This is a genomic window from Selenomonadales bacterium, assembly GCA_017442105.1.
GTDB lineage: Bacteria > Bacillota > Negativicutes > RGIG982 > RGIG982 > RGIG982.
This window is the reverse complement of record JAFSAX010000181.1, coordinates 1-12,265: the sequence shown is the minus strand read 5'-3', so window position 1 is coordinate 12,265 and position 12,265 is coordinate 1. Positions and strand designations below refer to the sequence as shown.

The window sequence follows — 12,265 nt, the reverse complement described above, 5'->3', positions numbered from 1 at the left end:
CTGCCAGATTGAGTGTGATGATAAAAATAAGAAGTGCTATGGCGCGCGCCTTTTCTTCCGACCTCCAGTACGGTTTCATCAACCGCCATGTCGTGCGCCAAAATCGTAATCCAAAATCTTGCAATCGTTTTCCTCCTTTTTCATTTGCTGTGCAGGGAAGATACGTCCTTATCAAGAATCTTATATAGATAAACGTTTATGTGATGAAAGGACAACCTGCTATGCTTTCGTTATTTTATATCGTCTTGGTCATCGCCATCACCGCAGTCGGCCTCTTGATCTTTCTCTTGTTTCGTCGGCGCATCTCGCTGTCGATCTTCCGCGCACGCGGCTATTTCGGCATCGGGCTGTGCGTTTTGGCACTTCTTGCCCTCATCGGATGCGGGGCGGCCGTCGGAATCTGGGGCGAGCAGTATCGCAGTGCGCCCGACAAGTTGACCGATATACAGTACGAAGCCGTCGCCGACTGGATAGACGAATATGCTTCTTATACCAAACGGCTTGAACGCTCGTATCGCCGCACCGCTCATTTCTCAGACCGCGTCGAACATGACGGCCTGTCGTATCAAGCCGCACTTTACGAAGTCGACCGCCTGACAGACAAAGCACTCGTTCTCAAAAACGGGTTCATCATGCAGAAGGTACCGAGCAAGCTTCCGCCCGCACTTGCGCATCGCATGACGAAGATGGCAGCGACCGACACGAAGTCATACGAAGCGTACCTCCGTCTGCTGCTCTCCGTTCGCGACGAGCTCGAGCATGGTGCCAAGGCTTCGCCGAATCGCCCTGTATCGAAAGAAGACAGAAAAAAGATACGACTTCTCATGTTAGACCAACTGCCTGCTTACACCGACACGAACGTACGGCTCTATGCCCTAAAACGCGATATCGACGACACATACAGACCGAAACGAAAGTAAAATCATGCCCTCCCGATTACGGGAGGGCGTTTTTTATTCTGCGAGCGAACGGTGCGCAAGACCGACCGTTACTTCATTAAGATGAAGAACACCGACACCTGCATAGATGGCGACGCAAATATGCTCGTGGTGGCGTGCAATGCCTATCTTACCGCCGATATGGAGTCCCGCCGCACGGCTGGCGATCTGTTCGAGCGCCGAGTGCGTAGCACCTGCGACGGCACCTGCTCCGATATGATCTTCGTTGACAAGCCCTTGTCTTTGGGCGGCAACGACGGCACGCTCGATGATCTTCTTCACGATATCGAGATACCCGCCGCCAAAATCGACAGCCGCCGCACGAATACCGAGCGTTGCCAGGCGCGCGCGTTCGGCCTGCTCGTCTTCGCGAGAGCGCGTAAGTGCCATCTGCATCGCGGCACGACCTACATCAATACTCGTATGTTCCATCAATATCGCCTCATTTCATATCATGCGGACGGCGGTTTTCGTAGTAGACGGGGCGAAGTCCCCATCTGTCAACGAGTGCCATCGCATCTTTGATAGACCAACCGACCGCTTCCGTCTTATGCGCATCGGAGCCGATGGTGACAAGACTTCCGCCAAGCTCTTCATAGCGACGGAAGATCGTATCAAGCATATACGCCGATTGCGGGGCAACATAAAGACGGCGCGTGTTGAGTTCGAGCGCGATCTCACGTTCGATGACGAGATGAAGCACCTCGTCGATATAGTCGCGAAATGCGTTGTAATCGATCTCCGTATTGTCATATCGCGCATAACGGCTGATATAGTCGATATGACCGAGCGCGTCGATATACACATCGGACTTAAGGCAATCTATCATCGACTGAAAATAGCGACCGTATGTGAGCTGTTTCGGACGACCGCGATAAAATTCTTCCTGATAGATATCAATGCCGTCTACGATGTGGATCGAACCGAGCACGTAGTCGAACGGATGTGCCTCGGCGATCTTACGATTCGCTTCGGTATATGCCGTTTCCATGCCGATCTCGACACCAAGACGGAGCTTGTCCGAGCGATAGCTGCCATAGCGGGCAAAATAATCATCATAATTAAAGTTGAACATCGTTTTATCGGGGTAGCCGAGGTCTACGTGTTCCGTCAGTGTCAGCCCGATACCGAGCTTATCGGCGCACGCAAATGCTTCCTCGAGCTTCATCTTGCTATCGGTAGATATCTCTGTATGAATATGACTGTCGACCAGCATAATATTCCTCCTATTCTTACAGACGGTAAACGTGCGGTTTGCGGTCTGCCATCACATCGATCTTCGATTTCGCCGACCCACGCAAAGCAATCGGCAATTCTGCCGTTAAGACAGTTTCTTCTTCGCCTGCCATCGCAAGAGGCAATCCCCACGGGTCAAGGATGACCGAGTGACCGCACATCGTCACCTTGCCTGCCGTACCGACCGTGTTGGCGGCTGCGACGAACATTTGATTTTCGATGGCACGCGCTTTCAGCAGAGTATCCCAATGATCTTGGCGCGGATGCGGCCATGCGGCTACGACGAACAAGACTTTGATCCCTTTGAGTGCCGCCATGCGTACAAACTCGGGGAAACGGATATCGTAGCACGTGATGACTGCCGCACGAAGGCCTCCGACAAAGAACGTCGGCAGGATATCACCGCCATCGAAGAACAAGTGTTCATTCGCAGGCGAGAACAGATGCACCTTATTATATTCGGCAAGGATAACGCCTTCCGCATCGAATACGAAGCTCGTATTGTAGACACGACCGTGCAATTCGTTGGCGATAGAACCGCCCACGAGCACGATATTGTGGCGCATCGCAAGCTCTGCCATCCACGGGCAAAGACGTTCTCTCTGACCCTTGGCAAGCTCTGCCGCTACCTTCGGCACATAGCCCGTGTTCCACAACTCGGGCAATACGACGACATCGGGCGCCTGCTCGCGGACGATGACAGCAACGCCTTCTTCCACAGCACGCATATTCGCTTCGATATCACCTATTTTAACTTCCATTTGCAAAATTGATACTTTCATTTCGTTCAACCCTTTCGATTTCTTCTCTATCATCTCTTCTGACGAAAAAAGAACCTGTTTGATACAGGTTCTTTTTCTATCTTTGTTCTATCGTATCCTCTATTTATACTTAATTTCTTTAATTTTTTGTTTATCAACGATCATTACGATGAAGAACGTCACCGCGCAGACGAGCCACTGCATATAGATCGGATGTGCAAAGACACGTACATCAGGGCATACCTGCCATGCCACGAGCGCGATCATACCGGCAAGCGTCGTATAGAACGGTGTGTTCTTACGACAAAGGCTCGGCGCAAACATCGTCATGAGGAATACGAGCGTGAACGCCGTCGTAAGGCTCAGACCGATGAGCATCGTTTTCAATATACCGACTGCGTTGAATGCAAGCCAGAGCGTCATCAGACCGATACCGAGAATGGCGATACGATTGACGCGCGTGTAACCTTTTTCATCGATATTCGGGCGAATAAATCGTTTGAAGATATCCTGCGAGAACAGCGTACCTGCGCCGAGGAGAAGTGCGCAAGCCGTCGATACATCGGCCGCCCAAAGTGCCGCAAGCGTGATACCCGATACGAACGGATCGAGTGCCATGATCATCTGCGGAAGTGCCATCGTAGCCGAGATCTCGGGATGCATCGCTTTTGCCGCGATACCCATGATCGCGCAAAGGAAACCGATCGGGAAAATAAGGAGCGCGCCCAAGAGGAAGCCGCGTTTTGCCGTTTTGCCGTCAGCTGCCGCACAAGCGACCTGTACGGGAGCCTGCGCCGAGAGAGCCTGCGTGATCATAACGACGAACCAGCCGACGACCGTTGCGATACCGAGCGGGCCTATGGGATCAAACCAGCCGACATTCTGCGGAAGGGATGCCATCATACCGTCGAAGCCGCCCGCGTGCTCTACCGTCAGCATCGTCGAGATGAGGATACCGATGTAGATGATAACAACGCTGACGACATTGGCAAGACCTGCCGACCAAAGACCACCGATGAGCGTCGTACCGATGAATACGAGCGCACTCATCAACATACCGCCGTGGAACGAGAACATGTCGGGAAGAAGCGTCGAGAGGATCGCACCGCCCGCGACATATTGAAGCGAAGTAATAACGATCTGTATCGTGATAAGACCGATAACGCTGATGATACGCGCTTTTTTGTCATAATAGCGTTCAAACAATTCCGGGATCGTCGTACATTCCATGCGGCGATATCTGTCAGCCGCCACGAGCGCCATAACGACAGCACCTGCTGCCCATGCCCCGTTGTACCAGCCTGCACCGATACCGACCTTGAATGCGTTCTCCGCAACACCGATCGTCGATGCCGCACCGACAGCGATACCCGTGATATTCGTAGCGACGAGAAGTGTCGTCAGCTTACGTCCCGCAAATAAAAATCCTGTACTTGTGCTTGCTCTTTTTTTCGCATACAAGCTGATGCCGAACAAAAAAGCAATGTATGCGAGCACAATGATAAATTGAATACTCATATGTTGTTCCTACCCTTCTACTACTCTACTGTACTTTACCATACGTTCTACTGTTTCTATCGTCCGTAACCTGCTGTTCTACCGTCCTCCCTATCGTCATTTGTCTTTTATTGTAGTTTTTTTCTTTATATTTGTCAATCCCTCGCGTACATTCGGCAGGAAAATGAAGGCAATCAGAGAACAAGATAACATGATCTTTTGTTACGGAAAGAAGGCTGTGAACGTGGATACCATCATCACAAAAGCAAACGAAATGAACAGTCAGCTGACCAAGTGGCGACGCTTCTTCCACCGCTATGCGGAAGTCGGCTGGACAGAATATATCACGACGGCAACGATCGCCGAGATCTTGACCGAGCTCGGTTGGGAAGTCATCTTAGGAAGAGATATCCTCGTGCCCGATGCGCGCCTCGGCCTGCCGACAGCCGATGCACTCGCTGAGGCAAAAGAGCGCGCCCTCTCCTATGGCGTCAGTCCGCGTCTGATGAAGCTGATGGACGGCGGATATACAGGCCTCTGTGCGACTTTACGCGGAAACAAAGAAGGCAAGACCGTCTGCCTGCGATTCGATATCGACGCGAACGATCTGACAGAAGCAACAGACGATGACCACCGCCCGCACAGAGAAGGTTTCGCCTCCGTCCACGACGGCTGTATGCACGCTTGCGGTCACGACGGCCACATCGCTGTCGGGCTCGGCACCGCCGCGCTCCTTGCCGAGCGCAGAAATGATATCAAAGGCACCGTCATGCTCCTCTTCCAAAGTGCCGAAGAAGGCGTGCGCGGAGCAAGCGGTATATCCGATACGCTTCCGGCAACCGTCGATGAGCTCTACGGATTCCATCTCGGATTCGCGCTTACAAAGACGGGCACGCTCGGCGCAAGTACGACAGACTTCCTCGCAACGACGAAGCTCGACGCCGCCTTCAAAGGCGCACCCGCCCACGCAGGCGCACGACCCGACGGCGGAAAAAATGCCCTCCTCGCCGCCGCGACTGCCGCACTTCAGCTTCATGCACTCCCGCGCCGCGCAGACGGCATCAGCCGCATCAACGTCGGTACGCTCCATGCCGGCGAAGGCAGAAACACGATCCCCGCTCATGCAGCACTTACGGCAGAAGTACGCGGAGAAACGACAGCAATAAACCGCGCCATGACAGACGATGCCAAGCGCGTGCTGACAGCGTCCGCCATGATGTACGACACGACCGTCGATATCACGACCGTAGGACAAGCCTCATCGCTCACCTGCGACGATGTACTCGCAAAGCGCGCCTATGATATCGCTCGTAACCTCGGCATCTTCTCCGCCGTACACAAAAGCGTATCGTTCGGCGCAAGCGAAGACTTCACCGTACTTGCCGAACGTGTACAAGCACATGGCGGACAAGCCGACTACCTCATCGTCGGCACCGAGCTCATGAGCGGACACCATACCGACCGTTTCGACTTCGACGAAGATGCGCTTCCGCTTGCAACAGCACTTTTCACAGCACTTATACTTGCCGATTAGCACCTGATACTAAGTTTTTTCGCAGAGCGGCAAGCATCATACCGATTGTATTTCATTGTATCCCACCCATCTTTTTGATAAGATGGTGTTATCGTTTTCTTGATCAAACAGCAGAAAGGAACATTTTCATGTCGACCAGATCGCAAAAGCTCGCCCACGAGCTCAGTATTGCCTGCGAAGCAATCAAACAACAGAAACGCACCTTGTTTTCTCTGCCGTCAACAATTTTTCAGTTATATCGCTGGAAGCTGACCTATCACGTAAAGCCACGATATTTTTTAAGCTTCCGTTTATGGGAAGACTCTCGTGCGAAACAAGAGTCACATTTTCTCAACAAGCACAATGTTGATTTCGTCGAATCGATCAACGACCAATCCAAGCTCTATATCCTGCGTGACAAATACGGCTTGCTGAAGCGTATCGGCGACATCGCAGGACGCGAGTATATCGAGATCGAAGAGTCTTCTCCCGAAGCGTTTTATGCATTCCTTGAAAAACACGGCAAACTCATCATCAAGCCGAGAGGTGCCGCGATGGGACGCGGTATCCGCGTGATCGAAAAAGGCATGACCCGCACCGAATGTGACGAGCTTCGAAGTACGCTCATCAAGGAATCCTGCACGCTGGCAGAAGCATTCATCAACCAGCACGCGATGCTCGACCGCATCTACGACAAAGCCGTCAGCATCATCAAGATACACACGCTCAACATCGACGGCAGCATACAGATCGTCCTTCATCCGTTCATGCAGATCGGCGCAAACGGAAATCAGATCAGCCACGGCGGATTCGGTGTTCTCATCGACCGCACGAGCGGAAAGTTTATCTGCCAACCGCACATCTATCCCGACCACGCCAAGATACTGCCCGTATTCCAAGACGAGCCTGTCCCGTTCTATCGCGAGGCCGAAGCCCTTGCGATAAAAGCCGCTCGACTCATCCCCGAGCTGACCTACATCTGCTGGGATATCGCCATCACAGACAACGGCCCTGTTATCATAGAAGGCAACGGCGCTTCGGCGGCATATAGCGAAATGCAGCTGCTCGTATACGGACACACGAACAGAGGCATCAGACCGCTGTACAACGACATCATGTCGTACTACCGTAACAGACGCTCGCTCACCGAAGAGAAGATCGCACGCATCACCGAAACGGTCTTTTATGAACAAAACAAAGACACCGATAGCATCGATGTCCTCGTCGTTCTCGGCAGCAGCCGCTGTAAATACCGCATCAAAGAAGCACTCGCGCACGACCCCGACCGCAAGATCCGATATGTCTTGTCGGGCGGCAACCCTTGTTTCTGTCCCGATGCCTCCGCCAACATGACCGAAGCCGAATATATGCGCGCGCATCTGCTCGCACACGGCGTATCGGACGACAACATCCTGACAGACAACGAATCGACCTGCACCGCAGATAATATCAAGCACATCCTTCCTCTTCTCGCAGACTGCCAAAGTGCGTTATCGCGCCCCATAAACGTCGGCATCGTAACAGGCGGGTTCCATATGAAAAGAGTGTTCGACCAACTTGCCAAACACTCTTTCTCAAGCAATATTCGATTCGTTACGATACCCGCTTACGGCGAGCACACGCACAAAGACGACTGGTACAACAACATCATGGGCTATCACATCGTACTTGCAGAATACGAAAAATGCCGCTAATATTTCAGCCTGCGATAACAGGCGACAGCCGCATACAAGATATCGACATTTTGCCAACCGACGATGCACCTCATGATACGAAGCGACCCCGACCGCAATCGTCCGCGCCAAAAATACGTCGGATACGCTGCGGTCGACAGTTTTTGGCAGAATGATCTGCGCTCCGCGACCGACAGCCGTGGCCACGCCTCGCACAAATGAGCCAGCGTATTGAAAAACTCTGTCTTCACATCCCACTCGACGAATCGTCTGCGCTCCTCTGCGCTTCTAAAATGCGGCTCAAGCATAGCGACCTTCGCTCGATGAAGCTCCATGACGATCTCTGCGAAGTTTTCGATATAACGACTTGACAGCGACCCATTATTACGCAGATAATACCGATAAAACCGAGGCGATAACGTCGAGATACGGTCCGCGACTCGCAAGACCTCATAGTTGAACAGGCGGTCTTCTCCGAACCGCACCGCTTCATCAAAACGGATACCGTATGTATCGAGAAGCGAACGCTTGTACCACTTGTTCGCATTAGAATAGACATACATCACCTTTTTTTGAATATATGTCCGTAAAAACGAATCGACCGTATATTCCCTATCTTCAAGTGCAGGCAGGCGGACTTCTTTTGCACCGTTTGACGCAACAAAGTCTATCGAAAAGACGACCATGTCCGCTCCCGTCTTGCCGACACGCTTCAAACGCACCCGTATCAAGCTCATCGTCGCTGTCCATGAACGTGACATACGCTCCGCAGGCATATCCAAGCCCCAGATTACGTGCAGACGACACCCCCTGATTATCCTGCGAAAAAACCTTGATACGCCTATCGCGTTTCGCATACGTTTCACAAATACCGAGCGACCCGTCAGTCGATCCGTCATCAACGAGGATCAATTCCCAATCCGTATACGTCTGTGAAAGAACAGACTCGATCGCCTTCGGCAAAAAACGTTCTGCATTATAAACGGGAACGATCACAGATACTGACATATCTACACCTCCGTATAGCCAAAAAGCTATCTTTCGATCACTCGACAGATAGCTTTTTTCTTATTTTTTCGACAAATAGTTCGTGCAGAAGTCAATGAATGCACGACCTGCACGCGAGATGTAGCGGTCTTTTTTCCACGCAAGACCGATGTCGATATAAAGCGGCTCTTCCAGCGGAACACCGACGATCTTCTCGCTTTCCTCAAGCGTGACACGCGGCAGGAACGAAACGCCGACTTTACGCGCAACAAGACCTTTGATCGTTTCGACCTGGTTCGACGACAAAATGATATTCGGCGTGATACCAAGCTCTTTAAACGCCTCCATCAGGACATGACGATGGTACGAACCTTTTTTCAGCATCGTAAGCGGTTCGCCCGCGAGCTCTTCAAGTGCGATCGTTTCACGCGATGCCAAGCGATGCGATGCAGGCAGGCAAACGACGATCTCTTCTTTTAAGATAGGCTGTGTAGACAAGAGATTACCGATCCCCGTCGTGATGACCATCCCAAGGTCAAGATCCCCGTCCTCAAGTGCCTGACGGATCGACATCGAACCGTCCTCTACGATCGACAGTTCAAGCGAGGGATGATGCTGCTGAAAATGCGAGAAGATCTTCGGAAACAGATACGCACCAACAATAGGCGGAATCCCGATCTTAACGGCACCTTTTTGCAGATTCTTGTAATCGTCAAGCTCACGCACCGCATCGCGGATATTCTCCAATGCGACCTCGATGCGCGACAAAAATACCTTCCCTTCAGGAGTCAGCGTAAGAAGCTTCTGGCTGCGATCGAGAAGCTGTACACCAAGCTCACTCTCGAGCTTCTGGATGGCTACCGTAATATTCGGCTGCGATACATGCAATTTTTGCGCCGCACGTGTGATATTGCGCAGACTGCTTGCCATATAAAAATACTCCAGTTGCCGTAGTTCCATCTTCCTTTTTCCCCCATTCGTTCATATTGTTTTTTCCGAATCTATCGTATGTAAATATTTATTCTACATCAAACTCAACATTCCTTCCATAATTTTTATTTATTATAAGAAAAATTTATTATATTATTATTTTTTTCTATTCTTCATTCCCTTGCTCCACGCTTCTGTTTGTTTTATACTGTATAAATAAGAATAATTCCCAAATAGGAGGGAACTTTCCATGAAACGAATCCTTACATTGCTCATATCGCTCTGTTTCATCGTCTGCTGCGCGGGCGGCTGCTCTACCAATAGCGACACTCCACCGAAAAAAGCACGTTTCACGATCGTGACGAGCTTCTATCCGATGTATATTGATGCCCTGCAGCTGACGAAAGACGTCCCCGGCGTCAAGGTCATATGCTTGACAAAACCGCAAGTCGGCTGTCTGCATGACTATCAGCTGACACCCGAAAATATCAAGACGCTCGAACGTGCCGACCTGATGATCGTCAACGGCGCAGGCATGGAATCGTTCCTTAGCAAAGTACAGCGTACGCGTCCCGACCTCAAGATCATTGATGCCAGCCGCGACCTTGCGCTTGTGACCGACAGTCACGGTCACGAAAATCCGCACGTCTGGGTCAGCATCCCGAACAAGATCCGTCAGATAGAGAATATCACAGGCCCGTTGACGGCAGCCGATCCCGAATATGCCGATGCGTATCGCCATAACAGCAAACGCTATATCGGCGAGCTCTCTCAACTCCAAGCTAAGATGAATGATGCCGTTCGCGGCGCGACGAAGACTTCTTTCGTAACGATGCACGAATCGTTCTTCTACCTTGCCAAAGATCTCGGTCTTACCGTTACGGATGTCATCGCCTCCGAGCACGGGCATGAACCGTCGGCAAAGGATGTTGAAGATTGTATCCGTTTGATGAAAGAAACGAATACTGAGGTCATCTTCATCGAACCGCAGTATAACGAAAAAACGGCACAGACGATCGCACGCGAAACGGGCGCAGCCATCTACACGCTCGACCCGGTCGTAACAGGCGATCTTACCGCCGATGCGATGACCGATTATCTCAAAAAGATGGAAGCCAATGCGCAGACGCTCAAAGAAGCACTTCGATAACAATGATTTCCATACGATCTTTTTACAAAAAAAGGTTGTCTACGACCTGCATATCGCTGTATAATAGTCATAAAAGCTGTACCATGCTACAGCTTTTTTCTTTGCACAAGTCAGAATCGAAAGGTGTTGTCCCATGAAACGCTATCTCGCACTGCTGCTTGTGATGCTCTTAACTGTTACCTTTTGCGCAACGGCATTTGCCAATGCGCCTGCACAGCCCGCACAAAACGCAGCGGCCGCACAAGATTTCAGCAGTAAGATCGCAGGCATGAATAAAATTTCGAATATCCGCGTCGGTCATTCAAACGGCAATGTACGCATCGTCGTTGACGGCTCACAGGCGATCGCCTACCGCAGTTTTTCGCTGTCGAATCCCGACCGATTCGCCGTCGATATCCAAAACGCATGGCTCGCCCAGAATGCCCCGCGCCTCATTCCCGTACAAGGCTCGCAGTTCGTTCAGCAAGTACGCATCAGCCAGTTCGACGCCAAGACCGTTCGTATCGTCGTTGATGCGTCCGTATTCAGCGACCAGATCAACCTGTTCGCGCTGAAAGGCCCCGACCGCCTTGTCATGGATTTCGGTAACGTCAACAAACCGCCCGAGAATGTCAAAAAAGAATTAGAACGCGTCCAAAAAACGATCGAAGCCGAGAAGAAAAGTGTCGAACAGGCTAAGAAAGAGCCTGCCAAACAGTCTTCCAACCCGTTCGAGATCAATTTCGAGATCATTGACGACCTCCCGCACGGCACGGTGATATATCCGTCCGATATCTCGGAGAAGGACAAGCCGAAAAAGCATGCCAAACCAGGACTTCGCGGTAAAACGATCGTCGTCGATGCCGGTCACGGCGGTTCCGACAGCGGTGCTGTCGGCCAAAACGGTCTGCTCGAAAAAGATGTCACGCTCAAGGTCGCCTTGCTTCTTGAAAAACATCTGACCGAAGCAGGCGCAAAAGTATTGATGACACGCAAAAAGGATACCGACGTTGCACATGCTTATGCGACGACGAACGAAGAGCTTCAGGCACGTGTCGATGTCGGCAATAAAAATAATGCCGACCTCTTCCTCAGCATCCACATCGACTCGTTCGTCAATCCCGAAGCCAACGGCACGAGCGTCTATATCTACGATGATACTTATCTCGGCAAGTGTCTTCACGACGAACTGATCGACCGCCTCAAGCGCAAAGACCGCGGCGTCAAGTTCGCCCTGGACCACAGCGCTCCCGAGGATGTTTCCTTCCCCGCCACCGTGGAGAACGTCATCCGTGAGTTTGCCAAGACCCAGCTGGCCCGCGAGCAGGATGCCTACCGCATCAACCGCCTGTACACTCTGGCTTCCCAGGGTGAGCACGCCGACACCCACGTGATGACCTTCGCTCCCGACAGCGAGGACATCGTGGACAAGCTGTGCGCCCTGGCTCAGAATCTGGAGGACGCCAGCGAGCGCACCGGCGGTCTGGTGGCTATGGTGGCCGCCAACCTGAAGAACCAGTTCCTGCAGGCTGCCGCCGGCAACTACAACACCATCACCTTTGACCAGCAGGTGGACATCAACGGCATCACCTATTCCCACG

The 12,265-nt window shown here is 51.8% G+C and carries 12 protein-coding genes; 5 read left to right on the top strand and 7 right to left on the bottom strand.

The features are described 5' to 3' along the window. The first annotated feature begins 221 nt into the window (after positions 1-221). A complete protein-coding gene (locus IJN28_07230) occupies positions 222-920 on the top strand; it encodes a hypothetical protein (GenBank protein MBQ6713559.1) in 699 nt (232 codons plus the stop codon). Between the two features lie 33 nt (positions 921-953). Here IJN28_07230 and IJN28_07225 read toward each other — a convergent pair whose 3' ends face one another. From IJN28_07225 to IJN28_07210, 4 genes are all read right to left on the bottom strand, one after another. After that, entirely contained in the window at positions 954-1,370 is a 417-nt protein-coding gene (locus IJN28_07225; GenBank protein ID MBQ6713558.1) for a HutP family protein, read from the bottom strand. Between the two features lie 10 nt (positions 1,371-1,380). Further along, positions 1,381-2,154 (bottom strand): histidinol-phosphatase HisJ family protein, encoded by a 774-nt coding sequence (locus IJN28_07220; GenBank protein ID MBQ6713557.1) that lies wholly within the window; start codon positions 2,152-2,154, stop codon positions 1,381-1,383. Positions 2,155-2,170: 16 nt separating this feature from the next. Further along, on the bottom strand, positions 2,171-2,956 hold the full coding sequence (locus IJN28_07215) for a carbon-nitrogen family hydrolase (GenBank protein MBQ6713556.1): 786 nt from the start codon (positions 2,954-2,956) through the stop codon (positions 2,171-2,173). Between the two features lie 99 nt (positions 2,957-3,055). Next, positions 3,056-4,453 (bottom strand): sodium:solute symporter family protein, encoded by a 1,398-nt coding sequence (locus IJN28_07210; protein MBQ6713555.1) that lies wholly within the window; start codon positions 4,451-4,453, stop codon positions 3,056-3,058. Between the two features lie 190 nt (positions 4,454-4,643). On the opposite strand from IJN28_07210, the gene IJN28_07205 reads away from it, so the two are divergent. Beyond that, the gene (locus tag IJN28_07205; protein ID MBQ6713554.1) at positions 4,644-5,966 is read left to right on the top strand and encodes an amidohydrolase; all 1,323 of its coding nucleotides are present in this window, start codon (positions 4,644-4,646) and stop codon (positions 5,964-5,966) included. A gap of 128 nt (positions 5,967-6,094) precedes the next feature. Next, positions 6,095-7,639, top strand: a complete 1,545-nt coding sequence (locus IJN28_07200; protein ID MBQ6713553.1) for a YdcF family protein — start codon at positions 6,095-6,097, stop codon at positions 7,637-7,639. On the opposite strand, the gene IJN28_07195 is transcribed toward IJN28_07200, so the two are convergent. Genes IJN28_07195 through IJN28_07185 form a run of 3 tightly spaced genes read right to left on the bottom strand, consistent with a single transcriptional unit; the run spans position 7,636 to position 9,565 of the window. Then, entirely contained in the window at positions 7,636-8,355 is a 720-nt protein-coding gene (locus IJN28_07195; GenBank protein MBQ6713552.1) for a hypothetical protein, read from the bottom strand. The genes IJN28_07200 and IJN28_07195 overlap by 4 nt on opposite strands. Continuing rightward, positions 8,237-8,626, bottom strand: a complete 390-nt coding sequence (locus IJN28_07190) for a glycosyltransferase family 2 protein (GenBank protein ID MBQ6713551.1) — start codon at positions 8,624-8,626, stop codon at positions 8,237-8,239. Before IJN28_07190 ends, IJN28_07195 begins: the two co-directional genes overlap by 119 nt. Before the next feature lie 60 nt (positions 8,627-8,686). Further along, the gene (locus IJN28_07185; GenBank protein MBQ6713550.1) at positions 8,687-9,565 is read right to left on the bottom strand and encodes a LysR family transcriptional regulator; all 879 of its coding nucleotides are present in this window, start codon (positions 9,563-9,565) and stop codon (positions 8,687-8,689) included. Between the two features lie 220 nt (positions 9,566-9,785). On the opposite strand from IJN28_07185, the gene IJN28_07180 reads away from it, so the two are divergent. Next, complete coding sequence (locus IJN28_07180) at positions 9,786-10,685, top strand: zinc ABC transporter substrate-binding protein (protein ID MBQ6713549.1); 900 nt, start codon at positions 9,786-9,788, stop codon at positions 10,683-10,685. A 163-nt stretch (positions 10,686-10,848) separates the two neighbouring features. Continuing rightward, positions 10,849-12,265, top strand: a 1,417-nt coding sequence (locus IJN28_07175) for an N-acetylmuramoyl-L-alanine amidase (GenBank protein ID MBQ6713548.1), incomplete at its 3' end; no start/stop codon positions are given.

What these genes read in the sequence shown, in the direction of transcription:
- IJN28_07230 (MBQ6713559.1), top strand. Translation starts at nt 222, where the DNA reads ATGCTTTCGTTATTTTATATCGTCTTGGTCATCGCCATCACCGCAGTC.
- IJN28_07225 (MBQ6713558.1), bottom strand. Translation starts at nt 1,370, where the DNA reads ATGGAACATACGAGTATTGATGTAGGTCGTGCCGCGATGCAGATGGCA.
- IJN28_07220 (MBQ6713557.1), bottom strand. Translation starts at nt 2,154, where the DNA reads ATGCTGGTCGACAGTCATATTCATACAGAGATATCTACCGATAGCAAG.
- IJN28_07215 (MBQ6713556.1), bottom strand. Translation starts at nt 2,956, where the DNA reads ATGAAAGTATCAATTTTGCAAATGGAAGTTAAAATAGGTGATATCGAA.
- IJN28_07210 (MBQ6713555.1), bottom strand. Translation starts at nt 4,453, where the DNA reads ATGAGTATTCAATTTATCATTGTGCTCGCATACATTGCTTTTTTGTTC.
- IJN28_07205 (MBQ6713554.1), top strand. Translation starts at nt 4,644, where the DNA reads ATGATCTTTTGTTACGGAAAGAAGGCTGTGAACGTGGATACCATCATC.
- IJN28_07200 (MBQ6713553.1), top strand. Translation starts at nt 6,095, where the DNA reads ATGTCGACCAGATCGCAAAAGCTCGCCCACGAGCTCAGTATTGCCTGC.
- IJN28_07195 (MBQ6713552.1), bottom strand. Translation starts at nt 8,355, where the DNA reads ATGAGCTTGATACGGGTGCGTTTGAAGCGTGTCGGCAAGACGGGAGCG.
- IJN28_07190 (MBQ6713551.1), bottom strand. Translation starts at nt 8,626, where the DNA reads ATGTCAGTATCTGTGATCGTTCCCGTTTATAATGCAGAACGTTTTTTG.
- IJN28_07185 (MBQ6713550.1), bottom strand. Translation starts at nt 9,565, where the DNA reads ATGGAACTACGGCAACTGGAGTATTTTTATATGGCAAGCAGTCTGCGC.
- IJN28_07180 (MBQ6713549.1), top strand. Translation starts at nt 9,786, where the DNA reads ATGAAACGAATCCTTACATTGCTCATATCGCTCTGTTTCATCGTCTGC.